18 protein-coding genes are annotated in these 20,876 nt (G+C 47.8%); 11 read left to right on the top strand and 7 right to left on the bottom strand.

Going from position 1 to position 20,876, the window contains the following annotated elements:
• Positions 1 to 11: 11 nt before the first annotated feature.
• The gene (locus tag KOG47_RS10300) at positions 12 to 1,802 is read right to left on the bottom strand and encodes a transglycosylase domain-containing protein (protein WP_215244172.1); all 1,791 of its coding nucleotides are present in this window, start codon (positions 1,800 to 1,802) and stop codon (positions 12 to 14) included.
• A 155-nt stretch (positions 1,803 to 1,957) separates the two neighbouring features.
• Here KOG47_RS10300 and KOG47_RS10295 point away from each other — a divergent pair, with 155 nt between their 5' ends.
• Genes KOG47_RS10295 through KOG47_RS10280 form a run of 4 tightly spaced genes read left to right on the top strand, consistent with a single transcriptional unit; the run spans position 1,958 to position 8,146 of the window.
• Positions 1,958 to 3,112 (top strand): glucose-1-phosphate adenylyltransferase, encoded by a 1,155-nt coding sequence (locus tag KOG47_RS10295; protein WP_015880913.1) that lies wholly within the window; start codon positions 1,958 to 1,960, stop codon positions 3,110 to 3,112.
• Positions 3,045 to 4,247, top strand: a complete 1,203-nt coding sequence (gene glgD / locus KOG47_RS10290; RefSeq protein ID WP_236548973.1) for a glucose-1-phosphate adenylyltransferase subunit GlgD — start codon at positions 3,045 to 3,047, stop codon at positions 4,245 to 4,247. The genes KOG47_RS10295 and glgD overlap by 68 nt, the downstream gene beginning before the upstream one ends.
• A gap of 10 nt (positions 4,248 to 4,257) precedes the next feature.
• Positions 4,258 to 5,691, top strand: coding sequence for a glycogen synthase GlgA (gene glgA / locus KOG47_RS10285; protein WP_214691248.1), 1,434 nt, complete (start codon positions 4,258 to 4,260; stop codon positions 5,689 to 5,691).
• Between the two features lie 22 nt (positions 5,692 to 5,713).
• Positions 5,714 to 8,146 (top strand): glycogen/starch/alpha-glucan phosphorylase, encoded by a 2,433-nt coding sequence (locus KOG47_RS10280; RefSeq protein WP_074037686.1) that lies wholly within the window; start codon positions 5,714 to 5,716, stop codon positions 8,144 to 8,146.
• Between the two features lie 13 nt (positions 8,147 to 8,159).
• Here KOG47_RS10280 and KOG47_RS10275 read toward each other — a convergent pair whose 3' ends face one another.
• The gene (locus tag KOG47_RS10275; protein WP_215244171.1) at positions 8,160 to 8,975 is read right to left on the bottom strand and encodes a sulfurtransferase; all 816 of its coding nucleotides are present in this window, start codon (positions 8,973 to 8,975) and stop codon (positions 8,160 to 8,162) included.
• Positions 8,976 to 9,075: 100 nt separating this feature from the next.
• Between KOG47_RS10275 and KOG47_RS10270 the strand changes: the two genes are divergently transcribed.
• The 3 genes from KOG47_RS10270 (at position 9,076) to KOG47_RS10260 (ending at position 12,335) form a co-directional block, all read left to right on the top strand.
• Entirely contained in the window at positions 9,076 to 10,803 is a 1,728-nt protein-coding gene (locus KOG47_RS10270) for a phospho-sugar mutase (RefSeq protein WP_215244170.1), read from the top strand.
• Positions 10,804 to 10,929: 126 nt separating this feature from the next.
• The gene (locus KOG47_RS10265) at positions 10,930 to 11,688 is read left to right on the top strand and encodes a transporter substrate-binding domain-containing protein (protein WP_196431497.1); all 759 of its coding nucleotides are present in this window, start codon (positions 10,930 to 10,932) and stop codon (positions 11,686 to 11,688) included.
• Complete coding sequence (locus KOG47_RS10260) at positions 11,685 to 12,335, top strand: amino acid ABC transporter permease (protein ID WP_074037683.1); 651 nt, start codon at positions 11,685 to 11,687, stop codon at positions 12,333 to 12,335. Before KOG47_RS10265 ends, KOG47_RS10260 begins: the two co-directional genes overlap by 4 nt.
• A 42-nt stretch (positions 12,336 to 12,377) precedes the next feature.
• Here KOG47_RS10260 and KOG47_RS10255 read toward each other — a convergent pair whose 3' ends face one another.
• Together KOG47_RS10255 and KOG47_RS10250 are read right to left on the bottom strand one after the other, a co-directional pair.
• Positions 12,378 to 13,475 carry an ABC transporter ATP-binding protein gene (locus tag KOG47_RS10255; RefSeq protein WP_159563604.1) on the bottom strand — a complete coding sequence of 366 codons (1,098 nt, stop codon included), beginning with the start codon at positions 13,473 to 13,475 and terminating at the stop codon, positions 12,378 to 12,380.
• Between the two features lie 104 nt (positions 13,476 to 13,579).
• Positions 13,580 to 14,431 carry a PucR family transcriptional regulator gene (locus KOG47_RS10250; RefSeq protein WP_260563767.1) on the bottom strand — a complete coding sequence of 284 codons (852 nt, stop codon included), beginning with the start codon at positions 14,429 to 14,431 and terminating at the stop codon, positions 13,580 to 13,582.
• Between the two features lie 69 nt (positions 14,432 to 14,500).
• On the opposite strand from KOG47_RS10250, the gene KOG47_RS10245 reads away from it, so the two are divergent.
• From KOG47_RS10245 to KOG47_RS10230, 4 genes are all read left to right on the top strand, one after another.
• Positions 14,501 to 15,592: a DUF445 domain-containing protein gene (locus KOG47_RS10245; protein WP_196431872.1), complete on the top strand. Its 1,092-nt coding sequence runs from the start codon at positions 14,501 to 14,503 to the stop codon at positions 15,590 to 15,592.
• Positions 15,593 to 15,629: 37 nt separating this feature from the next.
• Positions 15,630 to 16,001 (top strand): YlbF family regulator, encoded by a 372-nt coding sequence (locus tag KOG47_RS10240; RefSeq protein WP_015880924.1) that lies wholly within the window; start codon positions 15,630 to 15,632, stop codon positions 15,999 to 16,001.
• A 128-nt stretch (positions 16,002 to 16,129) separates the two neighbouring features.
• Positions 16,130 to 17,905, top strand: a complete 1,776-nt coding sequence (locus tag KOG47_RS10235; RefSeq protein ID WP_215244169.1) for an SLC13 family permease — start codon at positions 16,130 to 16,132, stop codon at positions 17,903 to 17,905.
• A 62-nt stretch (positions 17,906 to 17,967) separates the two neighbouring features.
• Entirely contained in the window at positions 17,968 to 18,459 is a 492-nt protein-coding gene (locus tag KOG47_RS10230; protein WP_215244168.1) for a hypothetical protein, read from the top strand.
• Between the two features lie 39 nt (positions 18,460 to 18,498).
• On the opposite strand, the gene KOG47_RS10225 is transcribed toward KOG47_RS10230, so the two are convergent.
• The 3 genes from KOG47_RS10225 to KOG47_RS10215 are packed head-to-tail and all read right to left on the bottom strand — an operon-like array spanning position 18,499 to position 20,808.
• Positions 18,499 to 18,717, bottom strand: coding sequence for a YhzD family protein (locus KOG47_RS10225; RefSeq protein WP_015880927.1), 219 nt, complete (start codon positions 18,715 to 18,717; stop codon positions 18,499 to 18,501).
• Between the two features lie 39 nt (positions 18,718 to 18,756).
• A complete protein-coding gene (dinB, locus tag KOG47_RS10220; RefSeq protein ID WP_215244167.1) occupies positions 18,757 to 19,848 on the bottom strand; it encodes a DNA polymerase IV in 1,092 nt (363 codons plus the stop codon).
• A 36-nt stretch (positions 19,849 to 19,884) separates the two neighbouring features.
• Positions 19,885 to 20,808, bottom strand: coding sequence for a magnesium transporter CorA family protein (locus KOG47_RS10215; protein ID WP_215244166.1), 924 nt, complete (start codon positions 20,806 to 20,808; stop codon positions 19,885 to 19,887).
• Positions 20,809 to 20,876: the final 68 nt, after the last annotated feature.

Here is a 20,876-nt window from a genome sequence, read left to right as displayed (position 1 = left end):
GCTGACTCCTTTTATTGGTGTGCCTGTGTCCAGACAATCGCCGGATACGCACGGTTGGCGAGTTCCGGGAATGGGCGAGGCGTATCGGCACCGAGCCAGATGGCGGTGATGGTGCGATCGGTCAGTCCGACATACCACATATCTTTGTTGTCGTTCGTTGTTCCGGTCTTTCCTCCGAGATACTCAAACTCACGTTTCAGCTGATTCGCATAGCGACCTGTACCGTATGAGGTGACGGTCGATAACGCTTTTTTCATCTCACTAATCGTTTCCGGAGACCAGACTGTCTCTTCCGTTAAGATCGGGGTCAACGTTGGTTCACCGGACTTGAATGCGATTTGTTTGATTGTATGTCCGGATGTATACTCGCCTTTATTTAAGAACGGGGTATAGGCGGCGGCGAGTTCTTTTGGGGAGACCCCTTGTGTGAGACCGCCAAGGGCACTCGCTAAGTTCTCGTCCTGTTCATCCCATTGACTGAACATCATATCAGCTATCTTATACACGCGTTCCTGATCGATTGCTGAGAAGGCGGCGAGCGCAGGTGTGTTATACGAGAAAGCGACCGCATCTTTCAATAAGACATCGCCTAACACACGGTTGTGACTATTTCCGGGACAATAAGAACCGTAACAAGCCGGACGACCGTCAAGTACCGTGTCAAGTTTCGCTCCTGTCTCTTCGATAAATGGGGCGAAAACGAGGATCGGTTTGATTGCGGAACCTGGTTGGCGGTACGCCTGGGTCGCTCGGTTGAACTCACCGACCTGCGTCATCTCAGAGTCGACCATGGCCACGATTCTCCCTTGAGGTGTCAGTTCCGTATAGCCACCGTTCACACCGGGAGGGAGTTGACTCATCACCTGTTTTGCTTGTTTCTGCTTCCCGGTTGATAAGTAAGTCTCGATCGTCGCTTCATGCGTGGACAAATATTCTCTCGCCTCGGTATCATCTAAGTCGTAACGTGTCCGTACCAATTGAATCGCTTCACGGACGGCTGTATCCATATAGTCCGGGTATTGAATCGTTTGACTGCGAAACGATGCTTGGAGCTTGACGCCATGATACTGATCGTAAGCACTTTTCGAGAGAACACCCGCTTCAAACAGTTGCGTCAAGATTCGGTCCTTACGCTCAAAAAAAGCATCAGATGGATTGAGCGGATCATAAAGTGACGGATTATTCGGTACTGTCAACAAGTAAGCGAGTTGATTCCAATTCAGATCGTCGAGCGGTCTTGAAAAGTATGTATCGGCTGCCGATTGAATCCCATATACATTATGTCCAAAAAAAATAACGTTGCTATAAGCTGTTAAAATTTCTTTCTTGCTATAATTTTTTTCTAGTGCTCGAGCAAGCAATAACTCTTTCACTTTTCGTTCATATGTCCGTTCATGTGTGAGGTACACGTTCCGTGCCAACTGTTGCGTGATTGTACTCCCACCTTGGACAGATGTCTCGTTCGCGTTATTGATAAATGCTCGGGCAATCCCGCTCAAATCATAACCGGGATGAGCATTGAACTTACGGTCTTCGATGGTTGTAATCGCATCTTGGATATGTTCGGGTAACGCTTTCGGGGACACGTCATTTCTGCGGCCCGCCAAGTAGATTTGCTGTTCTCCCCCGTTGTATGCGAGTGTGACGGCATGCATTGACGAGAGTGGTTGTGCCGATACCAGCTCTTGTCCCCAAGATAGAATTTCATCTGCCTGATCAATCTCTTCTTTCAATGCAGTGGCAAGTGACAAGGAAGCAGCCAAAAGTCCAGCAAAAAATAAGGTTCCAATCCAAGCTCTCATCTATTTCACCTCTCTCTATACATTATATCGTCCAATTTACAAAAAAATAAAAATGTAAACGTTATCATATAATAATTCGAGAAGGAATACTTTAGGAAAGGGCGAAAAAGGGTAAAAGAGGTTGTATATCACGATTTTGAGGAGGCTTATTATTTATGAAGCAAGAAATGGTTGCGATGCTCCTTGCGGGAGGAGAAGGAAAGCGATTGGGGCCTCTCACGCGAAAGACGGCGAAACCGGCCGTGAATTTCGGCGGAAAGTACCGCATTATCGATTTCCCATTGTCAAACTGCACGAACTCGGGAATTACAACAGTCGGGGTATTAACGCAATATGAGCCACTTGAATTGAATCGTTACTTAGGAATCGGGACGGCATGGGATTTAGATCGTCGCAACGGGGGGTTAGCCATTCTCCCACCTTACCAAGCACAGTCGGGGAAAAACTGGTACGAGGGGACGGCCAATGCAATCTATCGTAACTTGAGCTATATCGATGATTACGATCCAGATTATGTGTTGATTCTTTCGGGAGACCACATCTATAAAATGGACTACGAGAAAATGCTCGAAGCCCATAAAGAAAAACAAGCCGATGTGACCATCTCTGTCATGGAAGTGCCGTGGGACGAAGCGCCGCGTTTCGGAATTTTGAACACAGCGGATGACCTCCGTATCAATGAGTTCGAAGAGAAGCCAGAAGAACCGAAGAGCAACTTGGCTTCGATGGGGATTTACATCTTCAACTGGAGCGTCTTGCGCGAACATTTGATTAAAGATGCTGAAGACGAAACGTCTAGCTTTGACTTCGGGAAGAATATCATTCCGAACACGCTTCTTCAAGGACTCGACGTCTTCGCTTATAAATTCAAAGGCTATTGGAAAGACGTCGGTACGATCCAGTCTCTTTGGGAAGCGAACATGGACCTCTTGGAAGAAGAGCCTCCATTCGATTTATATGACCCGGAGTGGAAAATCTATTCGGTCAACCCGAACCAGACTCCTCAGTATATTGGAAAAGACGCTTGTGTCGAACAGTCTGTGATTAACGAAGGGTGTCATATCGAAGGCGAAGTCCAACATTCAGTGCTATTTTACGATGTCCGTGTTGGAGAAGGTTCACTCGTTAAAGACTCGGTGATTATGCCAGGAGCTAGAATCGGGAAGGATGTAACAATTCACAGAGCCATTGTCGCTAGCTGTGCAGTCATTGAAGACGGCGCGACAGTAGGTGAGCCGGGTGGTGAAATCGTTGTTATTGAACCACACGAAAACATTGAAAGTGGAACCGTCTTCAAACAAAGAGTTTGATACGAGTAAAGAGACACGCAAGGAGGCGTTACTGTTGACGAACGATTTATTAGGGGTCATTAACTTAGGAACGGAACAAGGTCTGTTTCCGGAATTTACTGGACATCGTAATCTGGCATCAGTCCCATTCTCAGGACGCTATCGCCTGATAGACTTCACCTTGACGAATATGATCACACAAAATATTAATCAAGTCGGGATCTTTACGTTAGATAAGTATCGCTCATTGATGGATCATCTCGGTTCAGGGAAAGAGTGGGATTTGGACCGTTCGCAAGGAGGTCTCCACATCTTCCCACCAGCGTTGAAACCGGACGGGGAAGCGTATCTTGGCGACTTGGCCAACTTCTCGATGCACCGTGAACACTTCATTCGCAGCAAGCAGCCGTATGTGGTCATCACAGGTTCGAACGTTTTGACGACAATCGATTATACCGACATGCTCGCACATCATAAATCGATGGGCGCGGACATCACGCTTGCCTATACGACCCATGAACAGAAATGTGGCTATTGCCGTCCGATACGCCTTGGGGAGAATGACCGCGTCGTCGGCATCTCTGAGCGCGGATTCTCACCGGATGATGAGTACACGTACACAGAAACGATCATTATGTCGAAGAATCTCTTCATGCGTCTCGTTGATGAAGCGACCTCTAAAGGCGAATATGACCTGTTGGATGGCGTCATTCGTCCCCAGCTTCATCGTTTACACGTGCACGGGTACCATTATGTCGGGAAAATGCAGGTCATTCACTCGGTGCTTTCTTACTATAATGAAAGCATGCGATTACTCCGTGGCGAAGGCATCATTTATGACTTCCCGCATATCTACACGAAAATCAAACATGAGCCACCGACTCGTTATTTGAAAGGATCAAAGGTAAACGAGGCGCTCGTGGCAAATGGATGTAAGATTCATGGCGAGGTGCAAAATAGTATTCTCTTCCGTGGTGTTGAAGTCAGTAAACACGCACGCGTGAAAAACTCAATCATTTCATCAAAATCGATCATTGAAGAAGGAGCTGTCGTTGAAAACGCGATTTTGGATAAAGAAGTTGTTGTAAAACGAGGACAGGTCATCCGAGGCACAATCGACGAACCGATTGTCATCGCGAAACGAACAGTGGTATGAGGAGGATTTTATGAAAATTTGGTATGTTGCTTCAGAAGCGGCACCGTTCATGAAAACGGGGGGGCTGGCCGACGTTGTCGGTTCGCTCCCTCAAGCGGTGGCGGGCCTAGGAGAAGAAGTCAGTGTTGTCATGCCGAAATATGGCTCGATCGCTGAAGAGTATGTGGACGAGATGGAGTATTTATTCGACCTGATTGTTCCGGTCGGGTGGCGCAAACAGTTCGGGGCAGTCTTGAAGTTAGAGCGGGACGGCATCACGTATTACTTCATCGACAACGAGTATTACTTTAAACGTGACGGTGTCTTATATGGACACTTTGATGATGCTGAACGATTCGCCTTCTTCTCTCGCGCTGTACTCGAAATGATTGGGAAGATGGAAGACGTACCCGATGTCCTGCATTGTCATGACTGGCAGACAGGTATTTTACCGGCCTTCTTACGAATCCATTATCAACATATTGAAGCGTATCAACGCATTCGCACCGTGTATACCATCCATAACCTGCAATACCAAGGAATCTTTCCGGAAGAGATTCTTGGAGAATTGCTACAGTTCGGTCCTGAACATTTCACGGCCGAAGGAATTCAACATAACGGTCTCGTCAATTACATGAAAGCCGGCATCGTCCATTCCGATCAAATCACGACCGTCAGCCCGTCGTATCGCGACGAAATCATGGAACCCTATTACGGTGAAGGGTTAGACGGGGCGTTGCGTCATCGTGCGGTCGACGTACGTGGTATTTTGAACGGAATTGATTTGGCGACAAACGATCCGAATACGGACCAACGGATTGCAGAGACGTATAATCTCGACACCTACAAAGAAGGAAAAGTTGTCAACAAGCGGGCATTACAAGAGCGACTTGGTCTTGAAGTGCGAGACGATGTCATGCTCATCGGTTTTGTCAGCCGACTCGTTGACCAAAAGGGGCTCGATTTAATCAACGGTGTCCGTGAAGAACTTGGACAGCTTCCTTGCCAGTTCGCGTTCCTCGGTTCGGGACAACCGGAATATGAAGGAATCGTTCACGAGATGACAGCTGCTCACCCAGGGAAAGTCGGGTCATATATCGGTTTTGACATCGAACTCGCCCACTTGATTTACGCGGGATCGGATGCCTTTTTAATGCCGTCACGTTTTGAGCCTTGTGGTCTCAGTCAATTGATTTCCATGCGATACGGCACCTTGCCAATCGTGCGTGAGACAGGTGGACTCCGAGATACCGTGAAGCCGTACAACGAGTTCACGCAAGAAGGGACCGGTTTTGGATTCATGAACTACAATGCTCATGAGATGTTGGCGACGATCGAAAAAGCGATTCGTGTCTTCTATGAAAAAGAAAACTGGCATGCCCTCGTCCATCAGGCGATGACCGCGGACTATAGCTGGAAACAATCCGCCAAGCAATATCGTGAGTTATATCATTTATTCGCATGAGTGGAAGGAGCTAACTTGATTTATGTTCACAGATAAACAAAGCTTTGTCGACGCATTTAAAGAACGGTTCATCGCATTGAACGGGAAGTCGATCGAGGATGGGACAGAGCAGGAAGTGTATCAAACATTGGCAACGATGGTACGCGAGCAGGCCATGCCCAAATGGATTCACACGCGTGACCGTCAAGAAGAAAAACACAGTAAGCAAGTCATCTATTTCTCGCTAGAATTTTTATTAGGTCGCTTCTTATACAACAACTTGCTCAGTTTAGACGTATTGGAGCTCGTTAGAGACGGACTGCAAGATCTCGGATACGACTTCACAGACATTACCGAGTTGGAACCAGAGCCGGGTCTTGGGAATGGGGGGCTCGGGCGCCTGGCCGCCTGCTTCCTCGATTCGTTGGCTGCACTCAGTTTACCTGGGCATGGAAATGGGATTCGCTATCGTTATGGACTCTTCAAACAGAAAATTGTAGACGGCTATCAAGTCGAGCTGCCGGATAACTGGCTCCGTGACGGGAACATGTGGGAAACGAGACGTCAGGATAAAGCGGTCGAGATTAATTTCGGTGGCTGGATTGAGATGAAACAAATCGGAGATCGATTGCGTGTCGTCCATCATCCAGACGAGGTTGTTCTTGCCGTTCCGTATGATATGCCGATTATCGGTTATAAGAATGATGTCGTGAATACATTACGTCTTTGGAACGCCGAATCACCACTTGACGACGAGGCGTATTTAGAGAAGACGAAAGGGACGTATAAAGACTTGTTGAAACATAAACAGTCGATTGCTACCATTTCGGAATTCTTGTATCCAGATGATACGACGTATGAAGGAAAAGTATTACGTTTGAAACAACAATACTTTTTTGTATCTGCAGGCATTCAATCGATGCTTGCTTCCTATTTGAAGCGAAATAAATCACTTAAGCAGTTAGGCGACCATTACGCGATTCATATCAATGATACGCATCCGGTCGTCGCAATTCCTGAATTGATGCGCATCTTGATGGATGAGCATGGATACGGTTGGGACGAGGCGTGGCGGATTACGAAGAGCGTCATGTCGTTCACGAACCATACGCTACTCGCAGAAGCGCTTGAGAAATGGCCGGTCGAGATGTACCAACGCCTCCTGCCGCGCGTGTATCAGATCATCGAAGAAATCAATCGACGTTTCTGTCGAGACGTACTCGTCAACTATCCGCACCTCGAATCCCATATGGGAGAGATTGCAATTGTGTCAAACGAACAGATCAATATGGCCAATCTCGCTGTCGTCGGTTCTCATTCAACGAACGGCGTAGCGCAAATTCATACGGATATTTTAAAACAGCGCGAGATGCGTTACTTATATGAGATGTTCCCGCTTCGCTTCAACAACAAGACGAACGGGATCACACACCGTCGCTGGCTCTTGAAGTCGAACCCGGGATTATCCGACGCCATTACGGAAGCAATCGGCCCGTCATGGATCGAACATCCGAACGACTTGGAAAAGTTGATGGATGTTTCGAAAGACCGGAGCTTCCAAGAAAAAGTCATGGACGTGAAGCAACAAAACAAATTGGACTTAGCGGCATACATTCAAGAAGAAACGGGAGAGACAGTGGACCCTCATTCCATCTTTGACGTACAAGTCAAACGCTTGCACGCCTATAAGCGACAATTGCTGAATGCCCTTCACATCCATGCGCTTTACTTGAAGATTCAAGCGGACCCGACGTTTACGATGGTGCCTCGCACGTTTATCTTTGGCGCCAAGGCGGCACCGGGATACTACTATGCGAAAGAGATCATTCGCTATATCAATGCCCTTGCCACGCTCATCAATAAGGACAAGCGGGCGAGTCAATTCATTAAAGTCATCTTCCTTGAAAACTATCGTGTCTCCATGGCCGAACGGATTTTCCCAGGGTCTGACTTGAGCGAACAAATCTCGACTGCGAGCTATGAAGCATCCGGTACCGGAAACATGAAATTCATGATGAACGGAGCCTTGACGATTGGAACGTTAGACGGGGCCAATATCGAAATTCGTGACGCCGTCGGTGATGATCACATCTTTATCTTTGGATTATCTCCGCAAGAAGTCATGAACTATAAGAAGTTCGGAGGCTATCATGCGGCAGAGATGTATCACGCACATCAGGAAATCAAAGACGTGGTCGATGGTCTTGTCAACGGAACGTTCGATAAAGTGGGCGAATATCAATTCCAATCCATCTTCGATTCTCTCCTCGTCTATAACGATGACTTCCTCGTCTTGAAAGACTTTGTCTCGTATATGCGGGCACAGCGACGAGTCGATGAGGTGTTCAGTGACCAATCACGTTGGGCTGAAAGCTCAATCGTCAATACGGCGAAGTCAGGAATCTTCTCGAGTGACCGTACCATCACGGAATATGCGAACGCGGTCTGGAATATCAAACCGACGAGCGTAAAATAAAAAGGATCCACCCTTAGGGGTGGACCTCGTTTTCTGGATAGCTGATCCAATCGGAATAGGATCCCGGATAGAGTCGGACATCATCTTTTCCGAGAGCGTGAAGCGCCAAAATATTGACGCAGGCGGTCACACCGCTACCACAGTAAAAGATGGGGTTCTCAACGGGAAGAACATCTTTATACAGTTCTTTTAAGTCGTGGAAGTCTTCTAACGTCCCGAGTTCTGTGATGGCCTCGGCATAGGAGCAGAGCAATGCGTTCGGAATATGACCTGCTTTTGAGTCGATTGGTTCATGTGACCCGTTGAAGCGATCTTCGGTTCGTGAATCATAGAGCGAGCCGCTCGCAGCAGCTTTCACTTCATCGAGTGTCGCAATCATATGGTCTTGGAAGTCTGGCGTATAGTCGCTTGTCGGATAGTGTGGAACGTCCGTAGTGGTCTCACCGCAATAAGTGATGCCAGATTGGATACCGCCTTCTAACACAACGACCCGTTCGTGACCGGCCCATTTGAAGAGCCACCATGCACGGGCTGCGAATGGGAAGCCGTCATCGTAAATGATGACCAAATCTTCTTTTTTCAAGCCGATGCGACGAAGTGTTGCCGTCCATGCTTCTTTCGAAGGGAGCGGATGACGTCCGCCGTGTTCGCCGAGCGGACCGGACAAGTCTTCCATCAAATCGAGAAAGATAGCGTTCGGAAGATGTCCCTTTCGGTAGACATATTTACCATAGGACGCGTCGTTTAGCGAATATCGGCAATCGATGAAACGAATCGAGTTCGTATGCACGATTTGTTTTAATTCTTGGGCACGCATTGTTGGAAACATTAATATCACCTCGAGGTTTCGTTACTCTCATCGTATACAAGATGGAAGCAATTGGCGAGTACTTCGATTGAATTTTTTGAGGGTGAAAGGGGAATGAATCATGACATGGCAACAAACGTATGACCGTTGGAATCAATTCGAAGGGCTCGAGCCGCATTTACGTGCGGAACTTGAAGAACTCGCAAAAAATGAAACCACATTAGAAGATGCATTTTATAAGACGCTCGAGTTTGGAACAGGCGGGATGCGTGGAGAAATCGGACCAGGTGCGAACCGGATGAACGTCTATACGATTCGAAAAGCGTCACAAGGATTTGCTGATTTTATCTCAGCATCAGGGGAAGATGCGAAACGTCACGGCGTCGTCATCGCCCATGACTCACGTCATTTTTCGCCTGAGTTTGCATTAGAAGCGGCGCGGACATTGGCGTCAAACGGAATCAAGACGTATTTGTTCCCAAGTTTGCGAGCCACACCTGAACTGTCGTTTGCCGTTCGTCATTTAAATGCGTTCGGTGGCATCGTGATCACGGCGAGCCACAACCCACCGGAATATAACGGATTCAAGGTATATGGGGCAGACGGAGGACAGCTTCCACCAGCGGAAGCGGATGAACTCGTGACGTACGTCAATGCGATTGAAGACGAGCTGAAAATTCAGATTGAAGATGAAGCGGCGCTCCGACAAACGGGGCTACTCCTCACAGTTGACTCATCAGTCGATGAAGCCTATATGGAGGCGCTCCAGTCGATTCGGATTCATCATGACATACAGGACAGCCCGCTTCGGATTGTCTATTCACCACTCCATGGGACGGGACGCCGTCCGGTCATGGAAGGGCTGAAGGCGTATGGATTTGAGCACGTGACCATCGTAGAAGAGCAGGCAGAGCCAGACGGTGCGTTCCCGACGGTCAGTTATCCGAACCCGGAAGAAAAGGCTGCATTTAAATTAGCGATGGAATACGGGGACCGGGTCGAGGCTGATTTGCTCATGGCGACGGACCCGGATGCAGACCGTGTTGGCTTAACCGTGCGCGGACGGGACGGGGAATGGTTCGTCTTGACCGGTAACCAAACGGGTGCGCTATTAATGGAATACATCCTGTCGCAAAAGAGTGAGACAGGTACGTTACCTTCGAATGGATTTGTCGCCAAGACAATCGTCACGTCTGAACTCGGTGCTGCGATTGCAAAAGCGTACGGCGTACATCTCGAAAACACGTTGACTGGATTCAAGTTCATCGGTGAGAAGATCAAACAATATGAAGAATCAGGCGAATATGAATTCCTCTTTGGGTATGAAGAAAGCTACGGCTATTTGATTGGAGACTTCTGTCGTGATAAAGATGCCGTTCAGGCTTGTTTACTCGCAGCCGAGATGGCAGCTTATCATAAACAGCACGGTCGGACGCTTTATGATGCGTTACAGTCGATTTACGAGAAGTATGGATTCTACGAAGAGTCCTTGCAGTCGATGACGTTAAAAGGAAAAGCTGGTCTCGAGCAAATCGGACGGATGATGGAAGCGTTCCGTGCCAATCCGCCAAAAGAAGTCGGTGGATATGAAGTCGTTCGTTTCGAAGACTATAAGAAACAAGTGGCGACCGACTTACAGTCCGGTAAATCGGAAACGATTGAATTGCCATCATCAAACGTCTTGAAATTCGTCTTTGCGGACGGTTCGTGGTTCTGTCTTCGCCCATCTGGAACCGAGCCGAAAATCAAGTTTTATTTCAGTGTGCATGCGGATCGTGCCGAGAAGACGACTGCAAAACGTGAAGCGATTGAAGCGGATGTTATGAAACAAGCGAAAGCGATTGATTGATGAGGAACATCACTCTAGAAATAGGGTGATGTTTTTTGTTTGACATGAAGACATCGCGCCAGTATGATGAGGATATTGTTTAAAACCGTGTAATCATATAAGGATTATAGGAAAGGCGGAATCATTATGAAAAAGACATTAACGAGCGTACTCGCAATCGGAGCTTCAGTCGGGCTTCTTGCAGCTTGCGGTAACGAAACAGACAGTGGAGCGGACGAAGCGGTCATCACGGTCGGAACAGAGGCGACATACCCACCATTCACGTACAAAGAAAAAGGTGAATTGATGGGATATGATATCGACGTCTTGAACGAAGCGGCAGAACGTGCCGGTTACAAAGTGGAATACGAAGCAATGGACTTCAAAGGACTTGTCCCAGCACTCGATGCTGAGCGTATCGATATGATTGCTAACCAAATGAGCATCACGCCTGAGCGCGAAGAGAAATATGCGTTCTCTGACCCGTACGCTGTGTCAGGAGCTCAAGTCATCGTCGGTTCAGACAACAATGAAATCCAAGGCATTGACGACCTCGATGGAAAAGTAGTCGGATCGACACAAGGTTCGGTCTATGCGCAAATGGCTGAAGAAGCTGGCGCTGAAGTCAAGTTTTATAAAGGGGCGAACCAAGTCCTTCAAGACCTCGAAGTGGGTCGTTTGGACGCGGCCCTCAACGACCGTCTCTTCATCTTGACGGAACTCGAAAAAACAGGCTATGACGTCAAAGCAGTCGGTGATATCTTCAATACAAGTGAAGCTGGATTCATGACACGTCAAGATAGCGACGTGCTAGACAAGTTGAACGATGCGCTCGCAGAGATGAAAGAAGACGGCACGATGAAAGAAATCGGTGAGAAGTACTTCGGTGAGGATATCAGTCAATGAATGAACTGATCACGACCGTCATAGATAACCGCTCGGTCTATCTTGAAGCCGTCCAGCTCACGTTGATCGCCAGTGTCCTGTCGATTCTTCTCGCCTTGGCGCTCGGTCTGATCATCGCTTTACTTCATAGTAGTCCGATTAAAATCGTACGGTTGTTCACACGGACGTACATTTCGTTCTTCCGTGGAACACCGCTCTTACTTCAGTTGCTGATCTTGTATGTCGGGCTCACCGGGTTCGTTCAACTCAGTGGGATGCAGGCGCTCATCTTTGGATTAGGCTTCCACTTCGCTGCCTATATCTCAGAGGCTTTCCGAGCAGCCATCAACTCGGTCGACAAAGGACAAGTGGAGGCGAGTGTCGCGCTCGGTATTCCGAAAATGAAACGCTTCAAAGACATCATTTTCCCGCAGGCGCTCTCACGTGCCATCCCACCTGTCTCGAACTCGGTCATCGACATCATCAAGTCAACGTCACTCGGTTCGGTCATCGCGGTTCAGGAGTTAACGTACGTGTCTGACCAAATTGCGGCAACGACATATTTAGTCATGCCGTTGCTCTTGTTCTCGGCGTCGATCTACTGGATTTTATCGACCTTGATCCAAGCCGGTCAACACAAACTCGAACGGCGTTACGCGATTCGATAAGAAAAAACCTCGATTCAGACGAATCGAGGTTTTTTGTATACCTTAACGGATGACTTGTTCTGTCTCTCCGTCGAAGAAGTGTGCTTTTGTCATATCGAGTGCGAGTTCAACATCGTCACCCATGTGGATGTTCGAGCGACCGTCAACGCGGGCTGTGAACTGTTGTCCACCGAGTTCAGCGTAGAGGTAAGACTCAGAACCCATGAGCTCAGCGACATCGATGTGCGCTTTGAACGTGTGTGTCGTTGGTGAGTCGATGTAGATTGGCTCATCGTGGATTGATTCCGGACGAATTCCGAGGACGAGCTCTTTTCCGACATAGCCACGATCACGAAGCGTCTTCATTTTTCCTTCTGGTACGTTGACTTCTTCACCGTTCGTGATGAATTTGCCTTCTGCGAGTGTACCGCGGAAGAAGTTCATCGATGGTGAACCGATGAAGCCGGCGACGAAGATGTTATCTGGATGATCATATACTTCTTTCGGCGAACCGACTTGTTGAATGATTCCGTCTTTCAAGATGACGATCCGTGTAGCGAGTGTCATCGCTTCCGTTTGGTCATGGGTAACGTAAATCGTCGTTGTATCCAAGCGGTTGTGCAATTGGATGATCTCTTTACGCATTTGTACACGGAGTTTCGCATCCAAGTTTGAGAGTGGCTCATCCATCAAGAAGACTTTTGCGTCACGGACAATCGCACGACCAATGGCAACACGCTGACGTTGTCCACCTGAGAGCGCTTTTGGTTTACGCTCGAGGTATTCTTCCAAGCCGAGAATGCGGGCAGCGTCTTTTACGCGACGATCGATCTCGTCTTTTGGGAACTTACGGAGCTTCAACCCGAACGCCATGTTGTCGTAGACGCTCATGTGCGGATAAAGTGCGTAGTTTTGGAAGACCATGGCGATATCACGATCTTTAGGAGCGACATCGTTCATTCGTTTCCCGTCAATGATAAAGTCTCCGTTTGAAATCTCTTCAAGTCCTGCGATCATACGAAGTGTTGTCGATTTTCCGCAACCAGACGGTCCGACGAAGACGATGAACTCACGGTCTTTGATGTGTAAGTTGAAATCGCTGACGGCTTTTACGCCACCATCGTAAATTTTATCAATGTGTTCTAAACGAATTTCTGCCATGTCGTTAGCCTCCTAAAGAATCTATGTGTATATAATAGCGCTTACAAGAACGATTATATGATGAAACCGCTTGCATTGAATATGGACAAGTTGCACAAAAACCGTTAATCGGATTTGTGCAACATGACCATGAGTTGAAGGAGGCTAGCGTCATAGAACGTTCGAGCATCGTAACCCGTCGTCTCAAATAGACGATCGAGCCGATAATTTAGCGTGTTTCGATGCATGAACAGTGCTTTGGCGGTATGCGAGACATTCAACGAGTGACGAAACAACGCCTCTAATAATTCGATTGTCGATAAATCGAGCATTTGCATTAACGGGGCAGTGATATACATCCGCTCTTTTAAGTCCTGCTGTTGTAGTAAATAATGGTATAATAATTGACTAGCAGGGTAAGTTTTAGTAGACATACGTGCGTATGGCATGAGTAATTGATGTTGACGATACACATGGACGAGCGAGCCTTGCGGACGTTCGCTATAGATCGCATGCGCCTCGATGAAACAGTCACTCGCAATGGCGCGCAATACGTCCTCAAACTCCTGAAGATCGACGAATGGATTTTGTTCAATCAGCTCGATATGTCGTGTCGACATCAAGATGACCTCGGCATGCGGCATAAAGTCACGGACGATACTAACGAAGGATTCGAACGCTTCTTCTTCCGCTTCTTGGAGAGAAAGAGAGATGAGCCGAAACGGTTGCTCAAAACGAAACGTCTCATCTTGAAGGGTTGCTTGCCATTTTCGCTGATGGGGATCAGATTGAAGGATTGGCGTCGCCCACAGCGCCAACAGCTTTTGTTCGCGTTCGCTCAGTTCGAACGCGGGGAGTCCGAATAGGGTACCATCTTGCGTCTCGAACCAATCAAGGTCACCAGATGCATCTTCCGACCGATGGACAGCAGTCGGAAAAATCGATTTAATACGATCAAACGTATTCAATACTATCACCTCAACAACAATGTATCATATTTCAGATCGGAGGCTTGCAGTTTGGACGGGTTATTAAAGATTTTACTCATGATATTGATCGGGGCGACCATCGGGGGCGTGACCAACTTTCTCGCCATCAAGATGTTGTTCCGACCACACGAACCGAAATACATCGGTTCATTCCGGATTCCTTTTACACCAGGACTTATTCCGAAACGTCGAGATGAACTGGCATCTAGTTTAGGGAAGACGGTCGTCAAACATTTATTGACACCAGAGGGTATGCGGAAGCGATTGCTAGATGACCAAGTGACGACGCATATTACGCACTTTGCGCAACAAGAGGTTCAGACGATGTTACGCTCGGATAAGACGGTTCGCGAGCTATTGGAACCCCTCTATCCGAACGCAGAGGCACGATTCCTCACGCTAGCAGATGACAAACTACGTGACGAGCTATCGAACGTCATGGCTGAAGTGAAAGAACGAAAGCTGTTTGAGTTACTTGGAGAAGAAGGGATGGACCGTGTACGAGTGGTCATTCCTGAAATCGTGGAGGCGCTTCTCGTCAAATCAGAGGAATATTTCTATTCTCCTGAAGGTGAGGCGCAACTTCGTCACATGGTTGACTCGTTCGTCCAGCGTCGTCTCGGATTTATCGCAGGGTTCATTCAAAACATGAACTTTGTCGAGATGGTTCGGCCAGAAATCGTCAACATCTTACGTGGTCAATCGACCCGTGACGGAATGACGACGATGATTACGCGTGAATTTGAGCGATTCAGTGAGAAGACGGTCGATACACTGATCGATGATCGACTTGAAGCACGACTCATCGATGGCATCACAGACCAAGTCGTATCTCGTTTGCCAATCGGACAATTATTGGATCGTCCGATATCGTCGTATACACAGTCCGTCGAATCCCGCGTTGTCGACGAACTTGTTCCACAAGGTGTCACGCTTGTCATTGAGCGCTTCACGAACCAAATGGAGACGATTATGGACCGATTAAAGATTGATAAGATTGTGCAAGAGCAGGTCCAATCACTCGACACGTCGTACCTTGAAGAGATCGTCTTATCGATTTCGAAACGAGAGTTTCGGGCAATAACATGGCTTGGTGCTCTGTTAGGTGGTATGATTGGGTTGATTCAAGGGTTGATTGCCATCTTGTGATGGCTCTATGCCCTAATAGCATTTAGGAGGACGTTACATGTCACAAACAAACTTGTACGACCAAGCTTACCAATTGGAGAAAGCACTTCGCGATTCTGAAGAGTTCACAACACTCTCTTCTTTATACGATCGTGTCAATGCGGATGCGGAAGCGAACCAGTTGTTCGCTGACTTCCGTAACATCCAAATGACGCTTCAACAAAAGCAGATGCAAGGAGAGGAAATCTCTGAGCAGGAAATGATGGATGCGCAAACGAAAATGATGAACGTTCAACAGAACGAATTGATCATGGAGCTCATGCAAGAAGAGCAACGCATGCACCAACTCGTTACAGAAGTGACGAAAATCATCATGAAACCACTCGAGGAGCTTTATGCCCCGATGGTGAACGAAAACGAAGTTCAATAACAAATGATGTGCGGATGGCTTTAGAGCCATCCGTTTTTTTGTTGATGAGATTGTCACACTCTTTAAGTAAGCGCTTACATAAAGTGGGTTATAATGAAATTGTGACAATAGCGAAAGGGTGAATCAGCATGATCACGGTGATAATCCTTTTAGGGATGATTTTCTTTTTCATAGCAGGATGGTTACGGGCGGATTTAGTGGCATTGATTGGACTTGTTTGCCTCGTGCTCACACAACAATTGACCCCAGGTGAGGCGATGGCTGGTTTCTCCAATCCTGTCGTCTTGATGATTGCTGGACTGTTCGTGGTCGGAGCGGGATTGTTTCATTCTGGTCTGGCGGAACGGTTGGCTTCTTTGCTTGTTCCATACGCGGGAGGGAATGCGACGCGTTTATTCTATCTGTTTATGTTGACGGTGACGCTCTTGTCGAGTGTCATGTCCAATACGGGGACCGTCGCTTTGCTCATTCCTGTTGTGATGGTAATGGCACGAAAAATCCAACAATCTATGGATTCTTATCTCATGCCACTCGCCTTTTTTTCAAGCATCGGTGGAACGATGACACTGATTGGGACACCTCCCAATCTCGTTGCGGCAGAAGCACTCCGCGGCCTCGTGGATGAACCGCTCGGATTCTTTTCATTGTTTCCAATTGGTCTGGTCGTGATGGTGATTGGATTGATCTATTTCCGTCTAATCGGGAATCGCTTACTCCATCAAGAAGGGGCGAAACTGTGGTTGAAGACGGAGATAAGTGAGCCATTGCGTCCAAACGTCTATGTGATGTCGATTGCAAAGAGTCATCCGTTAATTGGGAAACAGTTACGTGACCTTTCATGGTCTCATGAAGGGGTTATAGTCTTGAAGGAACGAGTTCATGGACGGCACCATCATGAGACGGCTCATGCAGACACCGTACTACGTGCGGGGGAATTACTTGTCAGCGGTGAGGAACGGCACGTTCGGAACTTTTCTGAAAAAGAACAGATACCATTTGAACCGATTGAGGCCACCCGTGTAGATGATCAAACCGGAGGGGTTCTCCTGTTCACGGTCCCAGGGGTGAGTCGATTAATCGGGAAGCGTATCGGTGAGAGTCAGTTACGTAATCAATTTCATGTCAATGTCTTAAAAGTCATCCGACCACAAGAAGAGATCGCACACGTGCGATTGACAGACACCCCGTTGAAGCAAGGAGACATGTTGATGGTACAGGGGACATGGGATGATTTAGAGCGGATGGAAAGAGAGACACATGACCTGTTATCAAATGAACGGGTGACCGAGGTAGCCAATCGAGTCGTATCGGGGCGTCATCAGCTTGCAGCAGGCATCATCATGCTCATGTTGTTGCTCATGTTCATATTCGAATGGGTCGATCCGACCGTTGCCGTATGGATGGCTGCGCTAGCGATGGTGTTGAGTGGGGCCGTCCGACAGATGGACGTCGCCTATCAATCTATTCAATGGTCCTCGCTCGTCTTGATTGCGGCCATGATCCCGGTAGGAACGGCGCTTGAAAAGGCGGGAATCATGGGATGGGTCGTTGAATGGATTGAAAGGACGTTTGCCGACTTTGGTCCTATATGGGTACTCGTCGTCTTATTCGTCTCGACCATGCTCCTTAGTCAAATCATCTCGAATACAGCGACCGCTATTTTGTTTGTCCCATTAGCGATTGCACTCGCCGAATCGATGACTGTCAGTCCGGTTCCATTCGTCGTTGCGGTCGCCATCTCGGCGTCACTCGCTTTTATGACCCCATTCGGATCTCCGACAAATGCGATGGTCTTTAGTATCGGTAACTATCGATTTATGGATTTTGTCAAAGTCGGTGTGCCGTTGCAACTCATCACGGGCATTATAGGAATTCTGATGATTCTCATCCTTTTCCCATTTTGAATAGGAGGTTTGGGGACGAGTATCGAAAATAGAGGAATCAGCAGATGAAAGGGGGGACGATGATGAAAAAATGGATGATTGTATTCTTCTGCCTGTTTCTTGTTGCGTGTGGGAAAGAGATGGAAACTGAATCAGAACCGGAGATGACGGAGAACGGGCAGGTGGCCGAAGCGTATCTCGAGGAACAACAGTACCCGATTGTCTCTTATGAAGGCGAGCATACGAGTACCTTGACCTTAGAGGAACTGGCAGAGGATCGTGAACGGAACGTTTGGGGACTACAACCGGTATCACCGGATGAATACGTGGGTAAGACCATCTACTACGAAAACTTGACGGTGAAAGATCACCCGATTGGTGAGCAATCTCCCGCAGGACAGACTGCTGTCTCGGTAATGATTGTGGATGGAAAGGTCATCGGCGGGACATCATTCCCCGTGACAGACGGATCAGGTTCAGGGAACGGATATAGTTTGAGCGGAGAATCGCTTGAAGATATTCACCCCGATCTTCAAGAATGGCAGGATGCGTGGAATAAAAAATATGGTGAATGAAAAGTAGACCAAGACAATCATTGTCCTGGTCTACTTTTGTTAAGATGCCGTCCCTTTCAGTTTCCCCGGTAATTTGCAACGCTCGAAGTAGATGAGTTGCCCCCGTCGTACGATACGCGCCCCTTTATGCTCATGTCCAGCAGCACGAAGCATGTCGAGCCCTTTTTGTTTGGCCGACTGATCGTCGCTCGCTTCGAACATTTCATTCAATACGAGCGTGCCATCATTTTCAAATCCTGTCACCGTGTATGTTTCCATTCACACGACCCCCTTTTCTTCATTTTAATGAATGGTCATTCATTCTTCAAGAGAAGGTTTTGTCAGTTCGTCGAATGTCAGCTGTCGTGTCGATTCAGTTCGGGGAATCAAATCGGATACGGTCAGTCCGATCAAGCGGACGGGCTCGGTGACGTTCATCTCGTCGAAAAGACGTCTGGCAAGTCGTCTAATCTCATCATGGTCATGCGTCGGGTGGTTTAATTTGATTTGATGACTCCGAGCCTGAAACTCGCTCGTCTTTATTTTGATGGTGACCGTTTGACAGCTCAAGTCGCGGCGATCGAGCTGACGCAATACGTCCTCCATCTCCGGAATGACCTGTTCGAACACTTCTTCCGGGTCATCGATATCAAATGCGAACGTCGTTTCCGATCCAATCGACTTACGCTCCCGCGTGGCCACGACAGGACGCGTATCGCGTCCATGTGCCAGTTCATACAGTTGTTGCCCACGATCGTGTCCAAAGATGCCTTTCAGTTGCTCGGGACGAGTTTGTTGAAGGTCACCAATCGTATGGTAGCCACTTTTATAAAGTGTTTGAGCGGTCACTTTTCCGACGCCATGCATGGCTTCGATGGAGAGGGGAGCGAGAAAGGTTGCCACTTCATCAAGCGGGACGACGGTGAGTCCATTTGGTTTCTCAAATCCTGAAGCGATTTTCGCGACAAACTTTGACGGTGCGACTCCGGCAGACGCGGTGAGACCGGTGCGACGCTTAATTTCGCCTAATATATACCGGGCGATAAAGGGTCCAGATGTGCTCAATAACGAATTCTCCGTCACATCGAGATAAGCCTCATCGAGCGAGAGTGGTTCGACGAGCGGTGTGACGGACTTAAAAATCTCCATCACTTGTGCGCTGACTTGTCGATAGGCCTGAAACCGTGGTTTGACAAACGTCGCATGGGGACACAAGGCAAAAGCGCGACGTGATGACATCGCGCTGTGTACGCCGTATTTCCTCGCCTCATAGGAACATGTCGCAACGACCCCACGGCTGTGGGGTGGGCCTCCTACGATGACGGGCTTTCCTCGTAAGTTAGGATGGTCACGCTGCTCGACAGAGGCATAAAATGCGTCCATGTCCACATGAATGATGAGTCGTTCCATAACATCACCTTTCTTGTGTGAATCACTTTTCTTTCATTATATCGAACTTTTGTTCGTTTTTTGAGAATTTTGTTTTGCCCGATGTTTCGGTGAAGTCGTCTGATTCGGAAACTGTAGCAATGACCCGATCCAATTCTTCCGTTTTAGCCACACTTGGATGATGAGCGTGAAGAGAAGAATCATGAGCCAGGCGAACCCATATCCAAGCGGCCATTCCAGTTCAGGCATATTTTTAAAGTTCATTCCCCAAACCGCACCGAATGCAACGACGGGAGTCGTCAGCGCGGTGAAGACGGTTAGTGCCTTCATGATTTCGTTCCCTCGAAAGTTCGACAGGGTGGAGGCGAGATCTGTCATCGCAATCACGTCTTCTTGATAATGATTGATGAGTGTCAGCAATCGATTGACTCGATAATCGGCAAGTTGATACGATTTTAACTGCTGCAAATCGATCGTTAAAAAAGCTTCTCGTCCCGCCATGACAAGCTCCTTATATGGAGTGACCGTATCCGACCACCGTTCAATCTCACTGCGAAGACCAAAAATCTCATTCATGAACGTAGCGGGAACTTGTCCCGTCATTTCACGTTGAGCTGCCATCAAACGTTCTTCAAACTCATCGATACCGTGAAAGTAGTTGTTCATCCGTTCGGCAAGCAACTCATAAAACGCCTCGATTGGAGAATCGCATTGTTTGGCGAAAACGGACTCATGGTGCAAATCATCAAAGCCGATTGTCCATAAAAAATCAGGTCCAATGAAGTAATGTCCAATTTTTTGTGGTTCCCGTTCTAACTGTTCATAGTCGAGTGTGAGTGAACCATACATATATCCATTCTCGACGACAATCTTCGTCACATTTGAGGTCGTCAATTGTTCAAGCCAATACGTATAGGCTTGAGCATATAGCTGATCAACATGAATATAATCTTCCGGTCGTGTATACCAATCCCATTCCATCATCCATTCCTCCAATTCACTATATTGATAGTATTCCCAAATTGTCAGGAATGTTGGCATCTGTCTCA

It is taken from the genome of Exiguobacterium sp. s121, assembly GCF_018617245.1.
GTDB classification, from domain to species: domain Bacteria; phylum Bacillota; class Bacilli; order Exiguobacteriales; family Exiguobacteriaceae; genus Exiguobacterium; species Exiguobacterium profundum.
This window is presented reverse-complemented; position numbering and strand designations above follow the sequence as displayed.

Excerpts from the sequence above, each read along its gene's own strand:
- KOG47_RS10215 (WP_215244166.1), bottom strand. The coding sequence starts at position 20,808 with ATGGAATGGGATTGGTATACACGACCGGAAGATTATATTCATGTTGAT.
- KOG47_RS10300 (WP_215244172.1), bottom strand. The coding sequence starts at position 1,802 with ATGAGAGCTTGGATTGGAACCTTATTTTTTGCTGGACTTTTGGCTGCT.
- KOG47_RS10275 (WP_215244171.1), bottom strand. The coding sequence starts at position 8,975 with ATGTTTCCAACAATGCGTGCCCAAGAATTAAAACAAATCGTGCATACG.
- KOG47_RS10245 (WP_196431872.1), top strand. The coding sequence starts at position 14,501 with ATGATATTGATCGGGGCGACCATCGGGGGCGTGACCAACTTTCTCGCC.
- KOG47_RS10255 (WP_159563604.1), bottom strand. The coding sequence starts at position 13,475 with ATGGCAGAAATTCGTTTAGAACACATTGATAAAATTTACGATGGTGGC.
- KOG47_RS10280 (WP_074037686.1), top strand. The coding sequence starts at position 5,714 with ATGTTCACAGATAAACAAAGCTTTGTCGACGCATTTAAAGAACGGTTC.
- glgA (WP_214691248.1), top strand. The coding sequence starts at position 4,258 with ATGAAAATTTGGTATGTTGCTTCAGAAGCGGCACCGTTCATGAAAACG.
- KOG47_RS10235 (WP_215244169.1), top strand. The coding sequence starts at position 16,130 with ATGATCACGGTGATAATCCTTTTAGGGATGATTTTCTTTTTCATAGCA.
- KOG47_RS10260 (WP_074037683.1), top strand. The coding sequence starts at position 11,685 with ATGAATGAACTGATCACGACCGTCATAGATAACCGCTCGGTCTATCTT.
- KOG47_RS10225 (WP_015880927.1), bottom strand. The coding sequence starts at position 18,717 with ATGGAAACATACACGGTGACAGGATTTGAAAATGATGGCACGCTCGTA.
- KOG47_RS10295 (WP_015880913.1), top strand. The coding sequence starts at position 1,958 with ATGAAGCAAGAAATGGTTGCGATGCTCCTTGCGGGAGGAGAAGGAAAG.
- KOG47_RS10270 (WP_215244170.1), top strand. The coding sequence starts at position 9,076 with ATGACATGGCAACAAACGTATGACCGTTGGAATCAATTCGAAGGGCTC.
- KOG47_RS10240 (WP_015880924.1), top strand. The coding sequence starts at position 15,630 with ATGTCACAAACAAACTTGTACGACCAAGCTTACCAATTGGAGAAAGCA.
- dinB (WP_215244167.1), bottom strand. The coding sequence starts at position 19,848 with ATGGAACGACTCATCATTCATGTGGACATGGACGCATTTTATGCCTCT.
- KOG47_RS10265 (WP_196431497.1), top strand. The coding sequence starts at position 10,930 with ATGAAAAAGACATTAACGAGCGTACTCGCAATCGGAGCTTCAGTCGGG.
- KOG47_RS10230 (WP_215244168.1), top strand. The coding sequence starts at position 17,968 with ATGAAAAAATGGATGATTGTATTCTTCTGCCTGTTTCTTGTTGCGTGT.